Raw genomic sequence first — 22,046 nt, 5'->3', positions numbered from 1 at the left:
GCCGCCGGTGGCCGGGTCGTCCAGGGAGTTGTCTGTTTCATAGGTCGGTGGAAACCGCTGGACGGATGAAACGCTCCCCTGAAACGATCTAGGGTCGGCGGCCGCGCCGCAGCTACCGGGCGAGGCCGGCTGAACCGCCGCGCTCGCCGCGCACCGGGGCCTGTCAGGATCAACCTCGGACCTGGATCACCTGAAGAACATTTCGCTATAAAATGTTCCGGTGTCGTCAGGCTCCGACTTCCACCCGGCAGAGGAGATCGTGGGCGCCGAAGCCCGGTCGGCCGAGAGCCCACCTGGACCTTCCTGACCAATCACGCCCGCGTGCTGCTGATCCTCGCTGGCGATCCCCGCGCGCGGATCCGGGACATCGCCGCGACCATCGGCATCACCGAACGCGCCGTGCACGGGATCACCAACGATCTGGTGCAGGAGGGCTATGTGGTACGGGTACGCGAGGGCCGCCGCAACCGCTATGAGATCGTGCCCGGCGGTCGTTTGCGCCACCCAGCCAGAACACCGTTCCTGTGCAATGGCCATCGTTATCTAGGGTTGTCGGACCCTTCCAGCAGGTCAGAGGATGATGATCTCTTCTTTCACGTAGGCCAAGTTGGCCGAGCTCAGCTCTGATTTCGCTGGTGAGTAGTAGCAGCGTTTGTCAGCGCCAGGCCCTGATCTCCCCGGCCAGCCCTTTGAGGGACTCGAGCGGATGCTCGACTTCGATCCACGGCGGGGTGAGGTCGGTGGGCTCGAAGCGGGGGACCACGTGGAGGTGGAAGTGGAAGACGCTCTGCCAGGCCGTCTCACCGCTGGCGTGCCAGAGGTTCACTCCAGGAGCCCCGAGCGCGCCGGCGAGTCGCCGGGACACCTCGACCGCGGCTCGCATGACGTGTGCCGCAGTCTCGACTGGGATCTCCCCCATGTCGCGGTGGTGCGCTCGCGGGACGACCAGCGTGTGGCCCTTGGTGGCCTGAGCGAGGTTGAGGAAGGCGATGGCGTGCTCGTCCTCGTGGATGGTCTGCGAGGGCTCGGTGCCGGAGACGATGCGGCAGAAGACGCAACTCATGACCGGCATGATCACAGCACGCCTGGCCGGCATGCAGAGGGGGCTTGTCGGGTCCGGTGGTGCCAACGGCGCGAAGTGGACGCCGACCAGCAGGTGGCTCAGTGCGTGCCATCACGGGACCGCTCGGTCGTGGCGTTCTTCCACCACGGTGGTGGAGGACCAGGGCGGGTTTAGAGGTCTCCCCGGAACAGGGAAGGCGGCGGGTCGATGATGATCGTCTGGAAGGCCGACGCCTGCGGCTGCGAGTCGATATCGACGAGCGCCACCGGCTCAACCGTGGGCAGGTTGACTGCGGCAACGGTCTTTTTAACCCCGCCGCGTTTGTAGTCAACGACGACAATCTGCCGGTCGTTTTCGTCCTCTTCCATGGCCATGGTGCAAGCGTACGCGTGCGCGGGAGCCCGCGGGCACCTTTCGACCCGGCCGTGCTCACTGCGTCAGCGGCCAGGCCGGTGGCCTCCACTCGCTCCGCCACGGTGTCCAGGCGGTCGGGCTCGACCGCCCCGGTGCGTTGCCCGGGGTGTTTGGACGCGCGGTGCTGGTCGCTTTCGCGGCCGTGTGCCCACCAGCCGCTGCCGGTGAGGATGCGTCCGAGCTTCTTGATGTCGACGTGGATGAGTGAGCCCGGGGCGTCGTGCTCGTACCTCAGTACGGCGCGTAGCTGCTCGCCGCTCGGTGAATCGAGGTCGGTCACGCGTCTGATGCCGCGACGTACGAGGATGCGGTGAACGGTGACCGGCGCCAAGGTGATGCCGTGGTCGGCCTCCAGGGTCGCGGCGATCCGGGCAGCGCCGAACTTGGTGGACCGGCGGATCTCTGCCACCAGGTCGGCGAGGTCGGCCGGAGCGCGGTTGGGTGAACGTGCCGACGTGGACGAACGCTCCAGCAGTTCGGCAGGGCCTTCTGCCCGCCAACGGGGGTATCACTTGGCCAGGCAGCGACGCGAGACGCCCCCTTCGGCCGAAACGTGAGTGATCGGGCGGCCAGCGTCGATGCGCTCACATAGTCGGCGCCAGCCTGCTGGGGTGAGGGGCGCGTGGGGGTGTCCGGGCACCGCACTGGGGTTCAGTCTCTGATGAGAGCGCGGCGAGGTCGGCCGCCCAGGTGGTGAAGGAGCGCTGGGAGGCGCGGTGCCGGTTCCAAGTGCGGGCCGTGCACCCGTCCCACGCGGCGGTGAACACCGCGGCGGCCTGCTCTTGGGGTGAGCAAGAACAGCGGGGTGTCGTCGCCGAGGGCCTGGCGCAGGCGGCGCAGGGTGTCGGCGTCCAGGTTGCGGCGGGCCAGGAACCCCTGGGCGGCCCAGCCGAGCGTGACCGCAGGGAGCGAAACGATCTGGGCGGCCACGGGTCAGCGGAGATCGCCGGAATGGGCGGTGGCGGAAGCTTCCGCGGTGTAGGGGTCGACGCCGAACCGGCGGACGACATCCTGGTGGACCAGCATGCTGAGTTGGCCGCCCTTGATCCGCTTGGCGAACCACTTCAGCGCCTCGGCCCACGCGGCGGCGGCCGGGTCGGCGCTGCCGGCCAGCGCCGCGGCTACGGTCGAAGGCGACACATTCCCTGTCACGCGGTGGCGACCCACGCCTCCAGGTTCTCAGCGCCCCTGACCTGCCCAACATGCCGTACGGACCCCCAGATACTGTGCGTCAAGTAGCCGCCCACGCTACTTGAAGTACTTGCTGCACGACTGAGAGTCACCAAAGATAACCGTCGTAACGGCCGTACTTCGCCGCCACTGACCTACGGGAATCCCGTTAACGCCGGATTCCGTTCCAAATCTCTTACCGATCCAGAAGAGCCGGATCGGCCTCGAACTGGTGCTTATCGAAGTACTCCTTGGGCCACCAGTCCCGAACGCAACACAAACCGGCCACTCAACCGGTAACGGTCACGAACCCAACGGGCAAGATCCACAGCAATCACAACACGAGCATGGCAGACAGCCTGAATCAACCGCTCCACGGTTCACCGACGCGGCAGCCCGCGTTGCCAACTTGCCTGACGTGCCTGACAGACCTTCAAGCGGCTGACCAGCTTGTTTCGCTTGGCAACCCAAGATAACGGACGATCTTGCTGCGTCGATAGGGTTGCGCTTCACGTCGACGCTGGACGCATCGGTGAAGGCCGTTCACCGATATGCGATCCGTCGGCCGGTGACGATCAAGGCCCAATCTGCCACCCAGCATGATCAGCAGCTGGGGCGGAACGAAACGAGACCAGACCCGACGACTCGCCAAAGTCGCCCCGACCTAGCTGCCGTGTTGGCAACGGTGGGTGTGAAGGGCCGGTTGTTGCGCAGCAACGCGCTCACAGCACGTCGACCATGACCCCCGCTGGCCAGCGAGAGGTGTCGGTCAAGCGCGGTTGTCCTGGCACTCCAATACCCCGGCGGCCGTGCACTTACCGGAGCGCACTGGGAGTCCCCGACCGACCTGTCGACCCACCCGCTAAAGCTGACGTGATCAACGGCCCGTCCCGCCGCACAAGCGCGGCAACCTGACGGTGTCCGGAATAGGTCGGGCACTCTCCCTTGCACGTCGCGAAAAGCTTGCCGAGCGGGACCGTGTGCTCGTCATCGCGGTCCCCGACACGGCGGGCGCCGCCCCCGCTGGCCCCATCCGCTGCAGGATCGTGGCAAAGATGGTGGCGTTCACCTCGGCGCGGATGCTCGTGGCCAGGTCCTCCAGCGTCGTATACCCGAGCAGTTCCAGCCGAAGCCGGAGCAACCCCCTCGATCGCCACGTTGATCAGGTCCGCCGGGTTGTTCTTGGCCTGGGCCGCCTTCCGGATCGCCACCGCGGCGATCGCCCGGGCCCGCCCCGCGTCGTACTTCACGCCCTGACGCTGGCGCACCAGCTTGCGATGAGGGACGAGCCGCGGTCTGGCCAGACGTCGTCGGCCAACTCCAGGCAGCGCCGGACGTGGTCGATCACCACGTCGGGAATCTCGCCCGGAGACGGAAGCACGCCATCTCCTGGAAACACTTCAACGCCAGCACCAGCGCGAAGCACGACTCCGGGCTGCCGGTCCGCTTTCAGCCCAGTCCACCTCTTCCGGAGACGGCGTGAAGAACACATGCAGTACCCGCGCCGACGTCAGCCGCTTGAACTGCGGATAGGCGGTGCGCTCGATCCACGTCATCCCAAGGCCCGTCCCTCGCCTCGATCCCGGCGTTCAGACGCCGAAACCGTAGCGAAGATCAACTCCAACGGACGCCTTGTTCACCAAACCGCAATCAAACCCAAGCGGAGGGTGACATCAACCGAGGAACACGCCCTCTGACCAGCAGTTCAGCAGCCCACTATCCCTTTCTCCCGTACTTGGTCTGCCCCCGGAAGGCATTCGCTGGCCCGGCGGCCTGCCAGAGGGGAGCCGGTGGCCGTCATCGAGCACGGCGCTCACCGCGGCGAGGAACAGGGCGGGCGGGCGGCCCGCTCAGGTGAACTCCTCTCGCAGCCAGGTGTGCAGCAGGTCGCCGACATGCCCCTGCCAGCCGGCGGGGTCGAAATTGTCAGGATGGCGCCGTGGCGCGGAGTCGGGCGGGAGTGCGGAGTCATGCGCGGCTCTGTTCTGTCGGCGGTCATGATCCTGCTCTGCCCGGCTTGCTGGGCAGGATGCCGGGCTCTTTTGCGGGGGTCGGCAGCCGTTGCAGAAGCAGCGTCAGGTTGTGCTGCAGGTGCTCGGCATGCTGCTCGGCGGCGCGCAGTGCGGAGTGCGCGGCGTCTCGTTCGCGTTCGGCGGCTTCGATTCGGCTATTGCCGACCGTCACCAGCTCGCGGGCTGCGCTCTCCTCGCGACGAGCCTTGGCCACTTGCTGGGCGAGGTTGGTGTTGCGTTCCTCTGCGGCGCGCAGTTGCGCGCGCACCGTGGCGGTTTCGGTGCGGGCCTCTTCGGCGGCGGCCGCGGCCTCCTCGGCGCGGTCGCGCTGTCGCTGCAGCTCCTCGGTGCTGGCGCGGTGCCGCTCTTGCAAGGCGGCCAGCTCGCGTTCGGCCATGGCGGTCCGTTCCCGCTCGCGGGTCAGGGCCACGTCGTGCTCGGCGTGCAGCTGCCGGACCTCTTCGGCGTGCCGGTCAGCCGCCTCGGTGAGCTGCCGGTCGGCCTGGGCGGCGAGGGCGCGATCGGTGCGGGCCTGGTCCTCAGCGGCGTCCGCGCGCTGCTCGGCCGCGCGGGCGCGGTGCTCGGCGGTTTGCGCACGCTCTTCGGCGGTGCGCTGCGCGGCGCCGGCCTGCGCCGCGATGCCCTCGGCGGCGGCGGCCAGCTCGGCGGAGGCCTGCGCGCGCTGCTCGGCCGTGCGGGCGCGCTCGTCGGCGGCGGCGGCCCGCTGCTCGGCCTCCATCGCGGCCGCGCGCTCGTCCTCGAGTTGCTCCTCCAGATCGGCCGCGCGCTCCAACAGCGCGGACTCGATGCGTTGCAGCAGCGCGACCTCGGCGGCCAGCTGAGCGCTGACGGTCTTGGCCAGAGCGCTCAAGCCGGGGCGGTGCTCGGCCACCGTGGCGGCAAAGCTGCCCTGTAGCTGCTGGTGGCGCTGGTGGTGCGAGCGCTTGCGCGCGTTGCTGACGGCGTCCGTGCAGCGCCGGGAGCAGTGCTTCTTCTTGCGGCCGACGGGAGCGTGCTCCAGTGGCCGGGGCAGGCCGTCGGGGGTGGCCCACAGCTCGGCGCAGCCCGGATTGCCGCAGCGCTGCCGTTCACCGCCGGGCGCGGTCCCCGGCACCGCGGACTTGGCCTCGTTCTCGATCATGTGCCCAGCTTACCTCAAGATCAACTAATTCAACGTGTTAGCAACGCGAAATATTTAGCGTTACACGTATAACATATAAATGACTTCACAGATTGTTCCTTCTGTGAAATCCTGCGACTCAAGGGGAAGAGGGAGAGGTCGTGGGTGGCTCCGCGGCCCGGCCGCTTCAAGATCAACACGGGCGAGTATCGCCGCGGCGATGCTTCCTCACGCGCCACTCGATCTCGCGCCCGACGTGGCGGAGGTATCGTCACTCCGCAGGCGGCGGGGGAGATTCCCCCGCCAGCGCCTTCTCCACCGCGCCGCACGGCGTCCGGGGTTGAGGAACCTGCGGACAGCCGTTGGCGGTACCGGCGAGTAACTTAGCTGGACGCTTCGGCAGGGTCCTCGGTCGGGATGAGCACGGGCGGACGCGGCTGGCCAGGCAGTAGCCTGGTCAGCGCGGTTCGGATGGCGGCCCTGCTCACTCCATGCGCACGGGCGAGAGCCGCGATCGAAGTGCCGTGGTCGGCGAACGCCGAACGCACCTCTTCAAGCTGATCGCCGGCCAGCGCGGGCGGCCGGCCGCGGTAGCGGCCTTCGGCTTCGGCGGCGGCGATCCCATCGGCGGTCAGCTCGTTTTGCAGGTCGCGCTGGAACTGGCCCACCGCGGTGATCACGTTGATGAGCAGCGCGGTCGTGGCGTCGTTCGCCGCGAGGTCATGGAAGTTCGACAGCGGTCCGGACAGGACGCGCAGGGCGACGCCGCGGGCCTGGCACCAGTCGCGCACGGCGTGGATGTCGATCAGGTCGCGGCAGAGCCGGAACAGCTCCGAGACGGTCAGGACGTCGCCGGGGTGTGCGGCGGCGGCGACCTTGGCGAAGGCGGGCCGCTCCAGGGCGGGGATCTTGGAGGTGGTCGCCGGGTCCTCGAACAGCAGCACCCCTTCGGCCGGGCGGAACCCTTCGGCGACGCCTTCGGTCCGCACCAGCAGTCCGGCCTCGGTGAGGATGTGCCGCTGCCGCAGCAGGGACTGGGTGGCGGTGGACGAGCGGGAGTAGACGATCCGCACCGGCGGCTCCTCGGACGGGGGACGGGAGCCCCCTTCTACCTGTCGGGAAATCCTGTCGTCAATTCGAGCTCGAAAACACCCACTCTGGGCGGCGTTTTATGCCGCAAAGTCCGAATTCTGGGCAACATAGAGCCCGTCCGGCAAGGTGTCGGGAAATCTTCTAATCCCGACATCCGTTGGGGTGCACCTTTCATGGCCCTCGACAGGAAGGCCGTCCGTGCCGGCCTCCAGGCCTAGCCTGGGCCAGCAGACCCAGTGGCCCCGGTACTGGGGTACTGAAGGCGCCGTGGCGCCAGGAACGTGGTCTGGGCGAGAGATCGTTCCTACCGTTGATGAACTCAAGCATGGGCATCAGCAGGCTTAAGCACATGTCCACCGTCCACGATCGCTTGCACCGGATGTTCTTCCGACTCGTTTCGCTTCTTCCCGCCTCCGTTCAGGGTCGCTTCCTCCGCCGTTACTTCGAGTGGGTTCACCACGTTCCTGACCCGTGGCGCTATGACACAGAGCCATATGAGATCGACAAGTACGAGATGACGTTGCGGCACGCGCCCCGCCGTACCTACCGCAGGGTTCTGGACGTGGGATGCAGCGAAGGGGCATTCACTCGCCGGCTGGCGGGTGCATACCCGAAGGCGGAGTGCTGGGGGGTGGACATCTCGGATCGGGCGGTCAGACGGGCGGCGGCGAAGACGGGCGGGGCGGCGAGGTTCACGGCGCTGGATTTCCTCAACGAGGATCCCGGCGGGCTCTTCGACCTGGTCATCTGCGCCGAAACGTTGTACTACGCGGGTCGCGGCGAACGGCTGCGCGCCGTCTTCGGGCGGTTCGGCTCGTTCATGGAGCCGGGTGCGGTCCTGGTCCTGGTGCACGAATGGCCCGAGGCCCGCCGCCTCTACCGGCACCTCGACGAGAACCCGGGCTTTCGCAAGGTGAGCGAGCATCCGTTCGAGCACCCGGTGCGCCCGTACGCCGTCACCGTGTACGAACGGGTGGAGCCCCGCTCGGTTCCGGCGGCGCATGCCTCTCGTTCGCGTAGGCTGCCCTTCCGAGCGCTGCTGCCGGCCGTCGCGCTCGCCGTGGGAACAGCTGCCGCCGGCCGGCCGGTGGTGGACGAGCTGCCTCTTCCGCCCGTCTTCAGCGCCCCCGCGCTCCAGGACCGCTACGAACGCCACGCGTGGCCCGGCCGCCAGTTCCTGGCGTTGAGCCGCAAGGGCGACGGCCAGGCGATCGAGGTCGTGGGAGATCTCGCGGGCGCGGTGAGGGTCATTGTCTACGTGCCCGGCTCGGGGCAGAGCTTGGCCTCCTTCGACCACTCCCCGGAAAGTCCCGGGCGGGCGGCCCACGCGCTCTACGACGAGGCCTCCACGTTGGGGCCGGGGACCGCGGTGATTGGCTGGCTGGGGTACGACACGCCGGACCTGGTCAACCCGGAGATCGCCACCATCTGGCCGGCCGACCGGGGGGCCGAGCGGCTGAGGTCCTTGGTCTCCGCGCTGCCACCGGACGTACGGATCAGCCTGGTCTGCCACAGCTATGGCTCGGTGGTCTGCGGTCGCGCCGTCGCGGGATTACCGGTCCACGACCTCATCGTCACCGGCAGTCCCGGGCTGGGCGTCAGGAAGGTGTCGGACCTGCGTTCGCGGGCACGGGTCTGGGCGGCGCTCGGCAGCAACGACGATGTGTTCCGCCCCGGCGTGCTCATCGGGCCGTTCGGGTTTGGCACCGATCCGGTGAGTACCGAGTTCGGCGCGCGGGTCATCGATGGCGGCGATGCCCGGCATCACACGTACCTCACGCCAGGCAGCCCGACCTTGGCGCGGATCGCCCACATCGCGGTGACGGGGACTGCGCGTGCAGCGTGAGCAGCGAATCGACGTGCTGCTCGCCACGTCGGTCACGGTCGGCGTTCTCGGGCAATGGCTCGTCACCTCCTACGCCGTTATGGACGACCTGCACGTGGCGAGCCCGCTCATGGCCCTGCCGGAGTGGACGCCCGCCACCTGGCTGCTGCAGACCCTGCCCGTGTTCTTCTTCGCGAGCGGATACGCGCAGAGCGAGTCCTCGAGTGCGCCGCGCCTGAGAACGATGCCGACCTTCCTGCTCGCCTGGACCGCGGGCACGGCCGTTCTGTCGGTCAACGGGTTCTCCCTCGCCACCATCGGGGAGATCCTCGGCCCTGCAATGCAGCCGCTGTGGTTCCTGGTGCCGTACCTGCTGCTGACCGCGATCGCCCCATGGCTGCGCCGGGCGGTGCTGCGCTACGGCTGGACGACGGTCCTCGTTCCCGCGGTCTGCGTGGCCCTCGTTGATTTCGTCCGCTTCATCTGGCCCTCGTCGGGATGGCTGGGCTACGTCAACGCGGTCTCGGCCTGGGCGGTGCCGTTCCTCCTGGGCCTGGCGTGGAGGCAGGGCCGCATCAACGGGGTATGGCTGCTCGGCGGGGGCGGGATGCTCGCGGCGGCACTGATCGCCCTCGGCGATTACTCCATCAGCATGGTGGACGTGCCCGGCGCGCCGATGTCGAATGTCGCACCGCCGACTGCGGCCCTTCACGCCTTTGGCTGCGCGCAGTGCGGGCTCGCCGCGTTGGCCGGCGACCGGCTCGGCCGCCGCGCCACGGGCTCCAGGATCACGGCCGTGATCAGCGACGCCGCGTTCCCGCTCTACCTCTGGCACCAGACGGCGCTCGCCCTCATCTCGCTGGCCACGGTCCGGCTTGGCCCGATCTCCGGGCTCACCAGCCAGCCGACCGGCGCGGCCTGGCTGACGCTGCGGCTGGCCTGGATGCCCGTCTGCGCGACGGTACTGATCGGGCTGCTGGTGCTGGCCCGCCCGCCGAAGCCCCGACGGCGATTGCCTCGCGGTCGCCGCCTGTGATGCCCTGGAGGAATGATCAGCACGATCTGGAGGAACCGCTCCTGGGTGCCAGACACCGCGCCGGCCGTGCTGGTGCTGGCGGCGGAGCTTCTTGGCTTCCCCTACACGGGGTTGGACGTCAGGGTGGTGTTGATCGCGGTGGGGGCGGCGGGATTGATGGTGGTGCGGCGGCGGTATCCGATCGTCGTGGCCGGGCTCGTCGGCGTGCTCTACCTGGTGGGCGCGCAGCCGTCCTCCTACGATGCGCCGGTCAGTGCCATGCTCATCGCTCTTTACACCGTGGGCAGACATACCCCGGCGCCTGCCTCGATCGTCACGGCGGCGCTGGCCGTGGTCGGCGGCTGGGTGGTCCACAACCTGTCTGGGGTGCTCGCGGGCGGCTCGCCCGCGATGATCCTGCCCCTCGCGCTGACCCCGGCGTTGCCGGTGGCGGCCGGGCACATCGTGCGCCTGCAAGCGGAGTTGTCCCACCGGCGTGAGCAGCAGATCGCCGAGAACGCGGTACGCGCCGAACGCCGCCGCATCGCCCGCGAGCTGCACGACGTGATCGCCCACCACGTCAGCGTGGTCGGCCTCTACATGGGCGTGGCCAGGCGGACGATACCGACCGACCCGGAACGTGCCCAGCTCGCCCTGCTCACCGGTGAGGGCACCGCCCGCCAGGCGATGACGGAGATGCGTCGCCTGCTGGACGTGCTGCGTACCGACGGCGAGCTGATCGAGAACCAGGCGGGCGTCGGGGTGGTGCGACTGCCGGCGCTGATCGAGGAGTCGGGCAATGCGACGCTGGAGGTCTCGGGCGAGGCTGTCGAGTTGCCGACGACCGTGGACCACGCGATCTACCGCATCGTTCAGGAGGCGCTCACCAACACGCGCAAGCACGCGGCGGGTGCCCGGACACGGGTACGGCTGGCGTACCTGCCCGACCTGGTGGAGGTGGAGATCAACGACGACGGGCGGTCGCGTTCCGGCGCCGTCAGACCGGGGCTCGGGCTGACGGGGATGGCCGAGCGGGTGTCGCTGTGCGGCGGTGAGATACACGCCGGACCCTCCCGTGAGGGAGGCTTCACCGTACGCGCCCGCATCCCGCTGCCGGAGGAGAAGTGATCAAGGTACTGCTCGTGGACGACCACGCGGTGGTCCGCGTGGGGCTGCGCCTGCTGCTCGACACCGCGCCCGGCCTGACCACGGTGGGCGAGGCGGCCGACGGGCTCGACGCGGTACGCCTCAGCCACGACCTGCGTCCCGACGTCGTGCTGATGGACCTTCACCTGCCCGGCATGGACGGGGTGGCCGCCACCGAGCGGATCATCTCTGAGCTGCCGGAGGTCAGGGTGCTGGCGTTGAGCACGTTCGACCTGGAGGAGCACGTGGTCGCGGCGCTGCGGGCCGGGGCGTCCGGGTTCCTGCCCAAGGACGTGTCGCCGGAGGAGCTGATCGAGGGCATACGGATCGTGCACCGGGGTGAGGCGACGGTGGCGCCCCGGCTGCTGCTCGGCCTGATCGGCACGTTTGTGCGCCCGGCCCGCCCGCGTGCGGTGGTAGCCCCCGCGGAGTTGTCTCTGCTGAGCGAGCGCGAGCTGCGGGTGCTGGAGCTCATCGCCCGCGGTCTGTCCAACGCGCAGATCGCGGAGGAAGTGGGACTGTCGGTGTCGACGGTGAAGAACCGCGTGAGCGAAATGTTCGCCAAGCTGGGAGTACGAGACCGGGTCCAAGCAGTGATCGTCGCCTACGAGGCCGGGCTGGTCACGCCAGGCGACGGGCGTCCGTAGGGGCTGTGCGAATGCCCCGCCAAAGGCACGATAGAACGCGAAGTGGTGCACCTCGGCCACCGGCGCCGCAACGCCAGGGGTCTACACGCCCTCCTCTTCCACTGCGCCCTCGCCGTCGGGCAAGTCGGGGATCTCACCGAGGCGGCGAAGGCCTTCGGCCGGGGCAGAGGAGGCGATGGCATAGCGGCCCAGGACGTTGACGTGGGCGTGGCCGAGCGGGCTGAGCCGGGCGGCATCCTCATCCTTGACCGGCACGCCCTGCGCCCGCAGCAGGTCGACGGCAGCCGACAGATACTTCGAATTCCACAGCGCGACCGCATTGACGACCAGACCCAACGCAGCTAGTTGATCTTCTTGGCCCTCCCGATAGGCCTTGCGGATCTGCCCGCTTGCGCCGTGGCAGATCTTGCGAGCCAGCCGGTGCCGCGACTCCTGCACGGTGAGCTGCTTGTTCAGCTTGCGCCGGTAGGTGTCGTCGATCGGGTCCAGGACCGACAGCAGGTGCAGGGTCTTGTCAATGCGCCCGTACTCGGCGAACGCCTGCCCCAGCGGGGTCGGGCGCCCGCCTCGGGCGAACATGCGCAGCAGGTCGTAGGCGCGCACCTGGTTCGTCACCAGCGATCCGGCCACCCGGGTCATGTCCGACCACTGCGTAGCGATCTTCTGCCGGTTGATCTTGTTGCGAGCGATCGCCTCCAACGGCCCGTAGGTCGGCGTGCTCCCGTCGGGCAGGTCGGCGCGCCAAAACCTTTGGTCGCCCAGGTCGGCGAAGCGCGGCGCGAACCGGTAGCCGAGCATGGAGAAGATCCCGAACACCATGTCGCTATCAGAGGCCTGGTCGGTGGTGACGACCTCGGGCTGTGGGCCAGCGTCGATGTTGATCAGGCAGTCCAGGATGTAGAGCGAGTCGCGCGGCGTGCCCGGCACCACCACCTGCCCGATCCCCATCACTTGATCATTTACTGCGTTCAGGAGTGTGAGGCCGCGTTTGTAGCCGAAGTACCTCGGCGAGGGAGCGGCGTTGATCGTCTGCACAGGGACGACGAAGCGCAGCCCATCGACCGAGGCCAGCAGTCCGCCCCCCCCACAGCTTCACGAGCGGCACGCCGCGCTGGGCCTTGATGAGGATCGCGTTGGCGGCGGCATGGGTCTCGGCGCGCACGTAGTTCTGGTCAACGTGCGACAGGCGGCCGCGGGTGAGCGCCTCGTCCCCGTCCTAGATCACCGGGGTGAGGCCGACGTTGCAGGCCTCGCTGATCAGCAGCGCCGCCAGCGATCTCGGCAGGTCGTGCATGCGCGTGGAAATGTCGGCCAGATGCGTGTAGGCGTCCAGAAAGCCGGTCCAGGAGTGCACCTCCAGCAGCAGCTCGGGCAGGTCGATGCGGGGCAGCATCGCCTGGCAGGCCGCGCGCAGCCACTTCAACGACGGCGACTCACCGAGCGCGCCGAGCTTTTCCACCGACAACCGGGCGTGCCCATCGGCCGGGGTGACCACTCGCACCAGGGCGTCGTCACCGGCTTCTTCCAGGCGGCCGACCATCTGCTTCCACGCCGCATCCAGCGCCAGCAGCTTGGCGTCCAGGTGCGCCTCGACCGGGTCGGTCAGCGACAGCGAGGCGAGCACGTCCTCGCTGATCGCCTCCCACGCCGCCCCGTCCAGCAGGTGGGCGCGCGGGTCAGCCCACCGCAGCGACGGGGCGGCGAAGACGTCCCGCACCTGCAGCGCGCGAAACAGGGCCTCCAGGACGCACACCACATAGGCGTCACGATCCACCGCGCCCGCCGGCAGGTCAGGGTTGGCGAAGACGGGCCGTTTCCACGCCGCACTCACCAGCGAGGCGTCGATCTCCTTCGGCAGCAGGGGCTTGCGGGAGACGTGCCGGCGCGCCAGCTCCGGCAACCTGCGCACCGCGGCCAGCACCTTGCGGCCGCCCGCCGCGGCCCCCAACGCCCGTGACTCGCCCAGCAGCTTCAAGAACGGCCGGACGGTGTTGTACTTGTCCACCAGCGCGGCGCGCAGCGCCGCCTCCGCGGCCCCATCGTCTTCCGGCACGAGCTCTTCGACCGATTCCAGCGCGGCCAGCACCTGCTCCTTGCTCGCCCCGGCCTCCGCGACGACCGCCGTCCACAACGCCGCCACATCCAGATCGGCACCCCCTCGGCGACCAGGTCCAGCTGCTCCACCAGCACCCGGCCCGCCCGCGACAGCAGCTTGGATGCCTTCTCCAGCTTCGGCAGCATCGCCAGCCGCTCGCCCGTCGACTTGCGCCGTGCCGGCGAGATCAACCGGGTGGCCATCAGCAGCGCGAACAGATCCAGCGCGTCGTCGATCGCCTCGGCCTCCAACGACCGGGTCACCCCCAACATCGTGGCCGTCTTGCGTGGCTCGGACAGCCTGGCCAGCAACGGCGCCTTAGTGCCCGCCCCGTACTTGGCCAGCGTCTTCATCCGCCGCACCGGCACCTTGTCGACCCGCACCCGCACCAGCCGGAACGCCGCGATGTCGTCCACCCGCTTGAGCGCCTTGGCCATCTCCGTGCCCGACTGCCGCTTGGGCGCCTGCCGAAGCCGCTCCAACTCCGAGATCCGCGCCCCCCCTCGGGAACCACCAGCAGCCCCGACAACGCCCGCGGCAACCCCGCATCGGCGCGCTCCACCTGACGCGTCACCGTCGCATACAGGCGCTCATCAGCCCGCTCCCGCACGGAGCCAACCAGCCGCTCCAGCACCGTCACCCCGGGCAGCAGCACCCGATGCCGACGCAGCCACGCCACCGACTGATCGAACAACGCCGTTGGCCCCTCGGCGTGTGTCCACGCGCGGCCGTGCAGGAACGTCAAGAACCGCTTCGACAGCACCCGGCCCTCCCACGGCTCCCGATCGTCGAAGTCGTGAAAGCCGTAGGTGTCCCGGATCATCCATGCGTGCTCATAGACCGTCTTCGGCCGCTCGCCGTACCGTTTCACCTGCGAGGGGTCCCCAATGCCCAACTGTTCGGCCAGGTAGTCCACCACCGGCCACGGCACCTGCAGGGGGTCCTCCAAGAACAAGCCCTTGTACCGGACTGTCCCGATCTGGACCGCTACGCCAAGGCGATGTGAATCCTGGCGTGAGCGCGCGATCACTTCCCGGTCGAAGGCGTCCAGGAAGAAGAACTTCTCCATGTCCGGCAGCGACGGCATCTCGCCGAACCTCGCGTACGCCGTCCTCTGCTCATCAGACAGAAACTCTGCAGGCATGACCGACGACCGTAGGCATACCTCCTAGCGCCCGGTAACAACCGGAAACACGCCACAAGTCCAGATCTTGAACGGAAATGATCAACCACAGGACGACCTGCCGGAGCGTCCAGCTAAGTTACTCGCGGGTACAGCCAACGGCTGTCCGCCGGTTCCTCAACCCCGGCGTCGGCGGAAGGCCTTCAGGCGATCGAGCGGCGGCGCACAGCCCACCTGTCACCTGCCCGTCACGCTTTGCCCGCGGCCCAAGGCCCGACAAGCCCTTTCTGGGCCTCCGCTCGGGTCCGTGCCACCAGTCGCAAAGTAGCTCTGAGTAATCATCGCTACTCTTTGTGGTTGCGCCGCTGCTTGGCTCAGTGTCGAATAACGAGGGTTTGTCGACACACACAGCCCGCCGGACGTGAACCCGAAGGGTAATCAGCGTCGAGAACTACCGGAGTTCCGCAGTTCCTGGTGGTGCTGGTGACACGGTTATGGGCAACAGGCCAGGTAAGCGGCGTTCGCGGTGGTGGCACAAGGAAGTCCGATCCGTGTCACTAGGAACACCGCTCGACACCTTGATCCTTAACGTCGTCCGAGGCCAGGGTGGTGCGTGTCACCAGTGGCGACACGAACTGCGGAACCCGGGAACTAGTGTCGAAAATCAATGTCGGTGAACGGTCGTCCGCTACATTCCGACACATGCTCTTCGGCTATGCGCGCGTCTCGACCGGTGATCAGAATCCCGACCACCAGATCGACGCACTGCTTCGGGCTGGGGTTGAGCGGGATAACGTCTACCTCGATCGTGCCAGCGGCGCGAAGGCCTCCCGCCCGCAGTTCGACATCGTGTTGCGAATGCTCCGGTTGGGCGACACGCTGAAGGTCACTCGGCTGGACCGGCTGTCGCGCTCGGTGTTGCACCTGGTGGCCTTGGCGCCGAGCTGCGCTGTTCAATCACATGCAGACCGACCCCACGCTCGGGGCATTGACACCGACACGATGGAGGGCCGGGCGATGTTCGGGATGCTGAGCGTCCTGGCTGAGCTTCAGCGTGAGCTGATCGTGGCCAACACCAAGGACGGCCTGGCCGCGGCCAGCGCCCGTGGTCGTGTCGGTGGGCGCCGCCCCCGGCTCACCTCCGAGCAGGCGGCGCTCGCCCAGCAGCTGTATGTCGCCCGGACCAAGACCGTCCAGCAGATCGCCGACCTGTTCGGAGTTCCGCGCAGCATGGTTTACGGGCACTTGACCAAAGACAGCGTCAGCGTTCGGCCGATGCGCGCCCGGGTCGCCAACCCCGACAGCGGTATGGCATCCGAACGGCAGGGCGAGTAGGGCGAACTGCCCACGGCGAGCTGTCACATTCCGAAAGGTGCCGGACATTTACCTGGTGTCCGGCACCTTTCGGCAAGGAGACTCTGTGACACACCGAGATCGCTTCGAAGCGGTCTATGACGCCTACTACCCGGCGATACACCAGTACGCCGCCCGCCGTACCGGCTCGCCCGACGACACCGCCGACGTCATCTCCGAGACATTCCTCACCGTCTGGCGGCGCATCGGCGATGTGCCCGAGGGTGGGGAGGCGTTGCTGTGGTTGTACGGGGTGGCCCGCCGCGTGCTGGCAAACCAGCAGCGCGGCGCTTCTCGCAGGGCTGTGCTCGCTGAGCGGCTGCGTGCGGAGCTGGCTGCTGATCGGCCGGTCAGACCGGTCGATCTGGAGCATGTTCGCACCGCCTTCGACGAGTTGCCCGAACGTGATCGCGAAGTCTTGGCGCTGGCCTGCTGGGAGGGTCTGACCAGTGAGCGGATCGCCAAAGTGGTGGGATGTACGGCTATTGCCGCCCGGACCCGGCTGCATCGTGCGCGCAAGCGGCTGGCGGCGGCGCTGGAGCGGCGGGCGTCCTTGACGATCGCGATGGAGGAAGCATGAGCGACATCGACAACCTGATAAGGGCGATCGACCCGACCCCGCACGCGCCGTATCAGGGGCCCGGCGCGCGCGAACTGCGTGCGGCGATCATGGCGACCCAGGCGCGCCCGCGCCGGACGGCCCGGCGTCGCCTACCGTGGCGGGCCGGCGCCGTCGGGCTTGTCGCGGCCGCGGGCGTTACGGCGGTCTTCCTCGGCCAGGTCGCCCCCACTGCAACGCCCCCTCCTGCGGCCACACCCGGCGTCACCTCCCTGCCGGGTACCTCGATCCTGCTGGCCGCCGCCGCCAAGGCCGAAGCCGCCCCCGAAGGGGCCTACTGGCACCTCAAGGAGTTGTACGCAGGGAGGCGGCCTGGGCCGTATGGCAAGAACGGCGTCACCTACTACCTGGAAACCTCCAGTCTCTCGGAGAAGTGGGTGGCCAAGGACGGCCGCACCTGGCGCGGCCATAGGCAGCTGGCCGCACGCCCTCTGGACCTGGAGGCGTGGCGCCGGGACGGCTCGCCGTCCGAATGGCCGATCGGGCCGGACGGCGGCGTCTACTCCACCTCGCCCGGCGAGAGCATGTTCTTCCAGAACAAGGGGAAGCAAAGGCTCTACTGGAGTGCCATGCCCATGACCTTGAAGGAGATCGCGGCGCTACCCGCCGACCCTGAAGCGCTGAAGAAACGCGCCCTTGAGGCGATCCGCAGAGACAACGGCGTTGACCCGGTGGAGGAGGGACTGCCGCGCGCCTTGGCCACGCTCCTGTACGAACTGCCCGCCTCCCCGCAGGTGCGCGGCGCCGCCTACCAGGCGATGGCGACACTGCCCGAGGTCCAGGTCGAAGGCCGGTCCACCGACCTGCGGGGGCGGTCAGGTGTCGCCGTGACCTTCCCGGTCCAGCAGGGCCAACCCGCCCGGACCAGGCTGATCATCGATCCCGACACATCCAAGGTGCTGGCCGTTGATTCCATCGGTCTGCCGGATGGGGACGGCAGTGTCAACGTGGTGCTGGAGTCCGGCTGGAGCGACACCAAGCCATCCCCTCCATCGGCTGAGTGACAGCCACCGTGCGGGCCGGCCAGATGTGGGCACCCGGCCGGCCAGCACGGATACACCCGCTGCGCGGTGCGGGGCGGAGGGCTAAGCGGCGGTGAGGTCGAGCTGGGTGTCCGTGTCAACCGGAACCGGCCATAGGTTGACGTGGGGCCCAGGACAAGGGGCTGAGTCCCCAGCGGGCTTCGGGAGGTGAGCCAGTCGGCCATTCGCGGTCGCGCAGGACGGCTTGGAGGAGACTAGGTATTGACGAGGGAGGGCTGGAGCAGGTGCAGGGCTGGCCTGGATGGCGTGTTCGCGGTCGGCGCCGGTCAGGACGCCGTCCTTGCCGTAGAAGATCTCGTCGTTGGCGGCCGTTCCAGTTCTCCACGACCCGCAGGCCGCTGTTGACCTCTCGGCGGAGCTGTTCGTCGGCGAGGTAGTCACAGGCGGAGATCGTGTGGACGACGCGGCCGAGTTCCTTCATGGCAGGTAGATCGGCTGCGCAGTGTCGGTCAGTCGGCCCGCTCGGGATCGAGTCCTGGCAGGGGCCCAAGGTCGAGCTGTTTGCTCATGTCGAGCTCGAACCTGCCGTACAGGTTCAGATGGGACCAGAACAGGGCCGACAGGGCGCGCCGGTCGGCGTCGGTGAGCTTCTTTTGCCACTTCGGCTCGGCGAGGACGATCTGCGCCATCCTGGTGTTCAGGTAGACGATGGCGGCCTGGACCAGGTGAAGGGCCAGGGCGGACACCTCGACGTGTTCGCGGTCGTCGCCGGTCAGCTCGCCGGCCTTGCCGTAGAAGATGTCCTTGTTGGCCGAGTTCCAGTTCTCCACGACGTTGAGGCCCTCGTGGATTTCGCGGCGCAGTTCCTCCTCAGCCAGGTAGTCGCAGATGAAGACGGTGCGGATCACCCGGCCGAATTCCTCGATGGCCCGGTAGTGGGGTTTCTTGGCTTCGCTGTAGTCCTGGGGAAATTTCCAACGGATTTGCCTGACCTGCGACGATGCACGGCTCTGTGACTGTGGTGTCGATTCGCTTACGGTGAAGGCGTGAGCGACGACAAGCCGGAGTCCGGGTACGCGCGGGCGCTGACACGGCCACTGTGGACGTGCGGGATCGGGACGCGGAGGTCATCCGGACGGTGCTGCGCACAGCGGAACGGCGGGAGTTCAGCGAACGCCATGACGGGTCCGTCGTCGAGGGCGGTGGACTATGGGGCGCCGTTCCTGGTCGCCTGCACCGACGAGGCCGAGGGTTCCGCGCCGCAGCTCACGCGGGTCGATCTAGTGAAGGCCGGGTATCGAGTCAAGTCCGGCCCCGACGGGGATCAGGTGCTGCTGGTGCGGTACGGCTCGTGACCCGGTGGTCTGCCGGGTGGTGGGGGAGTCAGTGGGGACGGCGGCGCTGGACGGGTCTGCTTCCACGGTGATGCGGGCGGAGGTCCCTTCACCGAGTCGCACGTAGTGGCCGAGGCTGGCCAGGTGCTGGTGGCGGCTCTTGGTTTGCGGTTCGGGCGCGCTGCGCCCGGCCTGGGCGAGGTGCTGGAGCGCCGAGTGCCGCAACTGGTGCAGGGTCCGGCCTTGCCGTGTGGGTCGAGTGTGGCGGAGGCGGTCTTGAACAAGTACTCGGCGCGCGGGTAGGACAGCCGGCCGCGCCGAGTGGTGGGGTCGATGTCGCCGTCCGCCGGCACTCTGGGGCCGCAGGTGGGAGCGCGGCGGTCGGCCAGGAACACCGGCCCGCTCGTGCGGCCGGCCAGCAGCCGGGGTAGCAGCCGGGCAGTGGGGGTGGCCCAGTGCACGTACTCGATCGCGCCGCCCTTGGAGGTGACGCGGGCACGGCGGAACTCGGGGTCGAGGTCTTCGATGTTCAGGGTGAGGATCTTCTCGGCGCGGGCGGCCGTCTCATACAGCAGCCTCCAGAGCACCCGTTCTCGCAGGGCGTGCGAAGCGTCGGTGAACAGCGTTTCCAGCCGGTTGCGCGGGATGGAGCGGTCGCCGCGGCGGGCACTCTTGCGGCGCTCCAGCCGCCTGGCCGGGTTGGTGGCGAGGATCTCCTGGCGCTAGGCCCAGGTGGTGAAGGAAGTGAGCGCGGACAGGTGCTGGTTCCATGTCGCGGCTGTGGCCGCCGTCCAGCGTTCCATCGCCGCGGCGTAGTGCTCGGGCTGGAGGGCGACGGCGGGGAACTGGGCGCCGGTGATGGCGAGCAGCCGCGTGAGGGTCTCGGCGTAGCCGGCGCGGGTCGTGGCCGCGGTGGTGGAGCCGAGGAAGCGGTCGACCACGGTCGTCGAGCCGACCGGGGCCGGGTCGGACTGGACGGGGAACGCGAAAACGGACAAGCCCAAGCACCTCCTACGTCGATGTGACACATAACGTTACCGAGTCGCACCCGGCCTGGCGGATGCCGAGCTGGGCGGACACGATCAGCAACCGGTCTATGTGACAGATTTCATATTCTGTGTCACATCTGGTCGATGGTGGCGGCGAGCGTGATCTGCTGGCCGGGGGTTTTCGCACGCCACCGGTCACGTACCCGCGCCGGTCGATTCAATCGTTCCTGCTTGGCCTGAAATTCTGCCGTCGGCCGCGGACACGTAGGAAGTGAAAGCCCGTAGCGTTCGGAAGGTCTGACGAGGATGACGCGTGAGTGAACAAGACGATCGGTCCCGGTTTGAGGCGGTGTACCGGCGAACCTATGAGCAGATCCTCGGATACGCCGTGCGGCGGTGTTCCTCTCCCGAGGACGCCGCCGACGTTGTGGCCGAGACCTATGTGATCGCCTGGCGGCGGATGATCGAGCTCCCCGACGGGGAGGCTGGCAAGCTCTGGCTGTACGGCGTGGCCCGCCGGGTCCTGGCCAACCACCGCCGGAGCGAGCGGCGCAGGCTCACCCGGCACACCGAACTCACCGACGAGATCGAACGCCTCTACACCGCACTCTCCGACCCCGGTGAGCAGCACGGCGTGGATGAGGCCATGGACATGCTCGCCGACGGCGATCGTGAACTGCTGGCCCTGACCCTCTGGGAGGGGCTCGACCCCGGCGAGATCGCCACAGTGCTGGACTGCTCCCGCAACGCCGCCCGTATCCGCCTGCACCGGGCCCGCAAGCGCTTCGCCAAGGCCCTGGAGAAGACCCGCCCATCGGCCGCCCGTTTCGCATCACGGCCGCTCATCGAGAAGGAGTCAGGGTGAACAACGACCAGATCTTCAAGGAAGGCGCGAGGGCGTCAGATGAGGACCTGGCTGGCCGGGTGTCCACCGCGGGGGCGGACGCGCTGCTGGCGGAGATCATCTTGCTGGAGCACATTCCGGCACGGCGGCTCATGCCCTCTCCTGGCCGCGCTTTGCTCGGCCTGGCCGCGGCCGCCGTCCTGGCGGGAGCCATTGTCGTCGGGCCGTCCCTGTTCAGAACGTCCGAGCAGGTATACGCCAGTCAGGCCGTGACGATCGACCGTGTCGGTGACGAGTATGTCTTCTACTTCACCGAGGGGGAGCCCGAGCGCGCCGAACTGGAGGACGCCTTCCGCAAGATTGGTCTGGACAACCTCACGGTGAAGCTGATCCCCGTCTCGCCGCACGACGTAGGCAACCACCTCGGAGTCAAGAAAACCGACCCTGACGCAAGAGCGAAGCTCACTGACACATGTCCTGAGCGGATCGCAAACTGCGTAGCGGCGTTCAGCATTACCGCGGACATCGAGGGACCCGCCGAGGTCACGCTAACCCGCCCGGCGAACCCCGGCGAGAAGTACGGCAACCCCGCCGACGCAAGCTCGCCGGGTGAGGCGCTGGCAGGGGTGAAGCTGCAGGGACGCTCGGTGGCCGAGGTGGCACGCGTTGTGCGCGAGCACGATCTGAAGGTGGCCTACAGCCTCGGCTGGCCGCACCGCAACGGCGACAACAAGGTCGTACGCTTCGAGTATGACGTGCCCGCTTCCCGCATCGATCCGAGTTGGATGGTGACGAGCGCCGAAACCTATAACGACGGCGTGATCGTCCTGCATGTCACACCGGGTCCGGCCGCGACCCCACCACCCGGGTTCTGATCCGATCTGGGTTACGCGATAGGCACGTACGGACACGACATCCTCACGGAGCGAGACCGAGTCCGAGCAGGTGGGCAGTCATTGTCCACCTGCCCCTCAGCCCGTACCAGTCCAGGCGATGGGGTGAGGGCCGGCCACCACCCGCCACGCCCTTGCCAGTCAGCAGAGGCACCACCGTGGCCATGTCTTAGCTTGACTCTGTCGGGAATGTTGAAACATCCGGCATGTCCCGAAGGGCGACTGATCAGTAACTGTGAGGCTTCTGGGGTCGGCGAAGTCGATCATTCCCCCGAGGTGGTCAGGTGTCGCTATCGGTTCGTCCCCGGT

23 protein-coding genes and 1 pseudogene are annotated in these 22,046 nt (G+C 68.2%); 11 read left to right on the top strand and 13 right to left on the bottom strand.

Annotated elements, in window-relative coordinates:
- Positions 1 to 321: 321 nt before the first annotated feature.
- Positions 322 to 627 carry a helix-turn-helix transcriptional regulator gene (locus tag ACTWPW_RS53025; protein WP_443173410.1) on the top strand — a complete coding sequence of 102 codons (306 nt, stop codon included), beginning with the start codon at positions 322 to 324 and terminating at the stop codon, positions 625 to 627.
- A gap of 28 nt (positions 628 to 655) precedes the next feature.
- Here the strand turns inward: ACTWPW_RS53025 and ACTWPW_RS53020 are convergent, their stop codons facing one another.
- The 8 genes from ACTWPW_RS53020 to ACTWPW_RS52985 form a co-directional block, all read right to left on the bottom strand.
- A complete protein-coding gene (locus ACTWPW_RS53020) occupies positions 656 to 1,063 on the bottom strand; it encodes an HIT family protein (RefSeq protein ID WP_443173409.1) in 408 nt (135 codons plus the stop codon).
- A 170-nt stretch (positions 1,064 to 1,233) separates the two neighbouring features.
- Positions 1,234 to 1,437, bottom strand: coding sequence for a hypothetical protein (locus ACTWPW_RS53015; RefSeq protein ID WP_443173408.1), 204 nt, complete (start codon positions 1,435 to 1,437; stop codon positions 1,234 to 1,236).
- A gap of 691 nt (positions 1,438 to 2,128) precedes the next feature.
- Positions 2,129 to 2,407: a hypothetical protein gene (locus ACTWPW_RS53010; protein ID WP_443173407.1), complete on the bottom strand. Its 279-nt coding sequence runs from the start codon at positions 2,405 to 2,407 to the stop codon at positions 2,129 to 2,131.
- Between the two features lie 3 nt (positions 2,408 to 2,410).
- Positions 2,411 to 2,617, bottom strand: coding sequence for a hypothetical protein (locus tag ACTWPW_RS53005; RefSeq protein ID WP_443173406.1), 207 nt, complete (start codon positions 2,615 to 2,617; stop codon positions 2,411 to 2,413).
- 1,276 nt (positions 2,618 to 3,893) lie between these two features.
- On the bottom strand, positions 3,894 to 4,028 hold the full coding sequence (locus ACTWPW_RS53000) for a hypothetical protein (protein WP_443173405.1): 135 nt from the start codon (positions 4,026 to 4,028) through the stop codon (positions 3,894 to 3,896).
- Between the two features lie 19 nt (positions 4,029 to 4,047).
- Positions 4,048 to 4,203, bottom strand: coding sequence for a hypothetical protein (locus ACTWPW_RS52995; protein WP_443173404.1), 156 nt, complete (start codon positions 4,201 to 4,203; stop codon positions 4,048 to 4,050).
- A 439-nt stretch (positions 4,204 to 4,642) separates the two neighbouring features.
- Positions 4,643 to 5,800, bottom strand: a complete 1,158-nt coding sequence (locus tag ACTWPW_RS52990) for a hypothetical protein (RefSeq protein WP_443173403.1) — start codon at positions 5,798 to 5,800, stop codon at positions 4,643 to 4,645.
- Between the two features lie 362 nt (positions 5,801 to 6,162).
- On the bottom strand, positions 6,163 to 6,852 hold the full coding sequence (locus tag ACTWPW_RS52985) for a recombinase family protein (protein ID WP_443173402.1): 690 nt from the start codon (positions 6,850 to 6,852) through the stop codon (positions 6,163 to 6,165).
- A gap of 332 nt (positions 6,853 to 7,184) precedes the next feature.
- Here ACTWPW_RS52985 and ACTWPW_RS52980 point away from each other — a divergent pair, with 332 nt between their 5' ends.
- Genes ACTWPW_RS52980 through ACTWPW_RS52965 form a run of 4 tightly spaced genes read left to right on the top strand, consistent with a single transcriptional unit; the run spans position 7,185 to position 11,504 of the window.
- A complete protein-coding gene (locus ACTWPW_RS52980) occupies positions 7,185 to 8,717 on the top strand; it encodes an alpha/beta hydrolase (RefSeq protein WP_443173401.1) in 1,533 nt (510 codons plus the stop codon).
- Positions 8,707 to 9,732: an acyltransferase family protein gene (locus tag ACTWPW_RS52975; RefSeq protein ID WP_443173400.1), complete on the top strand. Its 1,026-nt coding sequence runs from the start codon at positions 8,707 to 8,709 to the stop codon at positions 9,730 to 9,732. The genes ACTWPW_RS52980 and ACTWPW_RS52975 overlap by 11 nt, the downstream gene beginning before the upstream one ends.
- A gap of 45 nt (positions 9,733 to 9,777) precedes the next feature.
- A complete protein-coding gene (locus ACTWPW_RS52970) occupies positions 9,778 to 10,839 on the top strand; it encodes a sensor histidine kinase (protein WP_443173399.1) in 1,062 nt (353 codons plus the stop codon).
- Positions 10,836 to 11,504, top strand: a complete 669-nt coding sequence (locus tag ACTWPW_RS52965) for a response regulator (RefSeq protein ID WP_443173398.1) — start codon at positions 10,836 to 10,838, stop codon at positions 11,502 to 11,504. The genes ACTWPW_RS52970 and ACTWPW_RS52965 overlap by 4 nt, the downstream gene beginning before the upstream one ends.
- Positions 11,505 to 11,585: 81 nt before the next feature.
- Here the strand turns inward: ACTWPW_RS52965 and ACTWPW_RS52960 are convergent.
- Positions 11,586 to 14,743 (bottom strand): annotated as a pseudogene (locus ACTWPW_RS52960) (Tn3 family transposase).
- 681 nt (positions 14,744 to 15,424) lie between these two features.
- On the opposite strand from ACTWPW_RS52960, the gene ACTWPW_RS52955 reads away from it, so the two are divergent.
- The 3 genes from ACTWPW_RS52955 to ACTWPW_RS52945 all read left to right on the top strand — a co-directional run bounded on the left by ACTWPW_RS52955 (position 15,425) and on the right by ACTWPW_RS52945 (position 17,698).
- Positions 15,425 to 16,057 carry a recombinase family protein gene (locus ACTWPW_RS52955; RefSeq protein WP_443173397.1) on the top strand — a complete coding sequence of 211 codons (633 nt, stop codon included), beginning with the start codon at positions 15,425 to 15,427 and terminating at the stop codon, positions 16,055 to 16,057.
- A gap of 85 nt (positions 16,058 to 16,142) precedes the next feature.
- A complete protein-coding gene (locus ACTWPW_RS52950) occupies positions 16,143 to 16,655 on the top strand; it encodes an RNA polymerase sigma factor (protein ID WP_443173396.1) in 513 nt (170 codons plus the stop codon).
- Positions 16,652 to 17,698, top strand: coding sequence for a CU044_5270 family protein (locus tag ACTWPW_RS52945; RefSeq protein ID WP_443173395.1), 1,047 nt, complete (start codon positions 16,652 to 16,654; stop codon positions 17,696 to 17,698). The genes ACTWPW_RS52950 and ACTWPW_RS52945 overlap by 4 nt, the downstream gene beginning before the upstream one ends.
- Positions 17,699 to 17,813: 115 nt before the next feature.
- Here ACTWPW_RS52945 and ACTWPW_RS52940 read toward each other — a convergent pair whose 3' ends face one another.
- Entirely contained in the window at positions 17,814 to 18,158 is a 345-nt protein-coding gene (locus ACTWPW_RS52940) for a Tn3 family transposase (protein ID WP_443173394.1), read from the bottom strand.
- Positions 18,159 to 18,186: 28 nt separating this feature from the next.
- The gene (locus ACTWPW_RS52935) at positions 18,187 to 18,660 is read right to left on the bottom strand and encodes a Tn3 family transposase (protein WP_443173418.1); all 474 of its coding nucleotides are present in this window, start codon (positions 18,658 to 18,660) and stop codon (positions 18,187 to 18,189) included.
- 195 nt (positions 18,661 to 18,855) lie between these two features.
- Between ACTWPW_RS52935 and ACTWPW_RS52930 the strand changes: the two genes are divergently transcribed.
- On the top strand, positions 18,856 to 19,032 hold the full coding sequence (locus tag ACTWPW_RS52930; RefSeq protein ID WP_443173393.1) for a hypothetical protein: 177 nt from the start codon (positions 18,856 to 18,858) through the stop codon (positions 19,030 to 19,032).
- Here ACTWPW_RS52930 and ACTWPW_RS52925 read toward each other — a convergent pair.
- Together ACTWPW_RS52925 and ACTWPW_RS52920 are read right to left on the bottom strand one after the other, a co-directional pair.
- Positions 19,002 to 19,598: a hypothetical protein gene (locus ACTWPW_RS52925; RefSeq protein ID WP_443173392.1), complete on the bottom strand. Its 597-nt coding sequence runs from the start codon at positions 19,596 to 19,598 to the stop codon at positions 19,002 to 19,004. The genes ACTWPW_RS52930 and ACTWPW_RS52925 overlap by 31 nt on opposite strands.
- A 135-nt stretch (positions 19,599 to 19,733) precedes the next feature.
- Entirely contained in the window at positions 19,734 to 20,009 is a 276-nt protein-coding gene (locus ACTWPW_RS52920) for a hypothetical protein (protein ID WP_443173391.1), read from the bottom strand.
- A gap of 304 nt (positions 20,010 to 20,313) precedes the next feature.
- Here ACTWPW_RS52920 and ACTWPW_RS52915 point away from each other — a divergent pair, with 304 nt between their 5' ends.
- Together ACTWPW_RS52915 and ACTWPW_RS52910 are read left to right on the top strand one after the other, a co-directional pair.
- Positions 20,314 to 20,865: an RNA polymerase sigma factor gene (locus tag ACTWPW_RS52915; protein WP_443173390.1), complete on the top strand. Its 552-nt coding sequence runs from the start codon at positions 20,314 to 20,316 to the stop codon at positions 20,863 to 20,865.
- Positions 20,862 to 21,719 (top strand): hypothetical protein, encoded by an 858-nt coding sequence (locus ACTWPW_RS52910; RefSeq protein ID WP_443173389.1) that lies wholly within the window; start codon positions 20,862 to 20,864, stop codon positions 21,717 to 21,719. Before ACTWPW_RS52915 ends, ACTWPW_RS52910 begins: the two co-directional genes overlap by 4 nt.
- The last annotated feature ends 327 nt before the right edge of the window (positions 21,720 to 22,046 follow it).

Origin of the sequence: Nonomuraea sp. KM90 (genome assembly GCF_052246675.1) — a bacterium.
In the GTDB taxonomy this organism is placed as follows: Bacteria; Actinomycetota; Actinomycetes; order Streptosporangiales; family Streptosporangiaceae; genus Nonomuraea.
The sequence above is the reverse complement of the archived record's forward strand: the minus strand, read 5'-3'. Positions and strand labels throughout refer to the sequence as shown.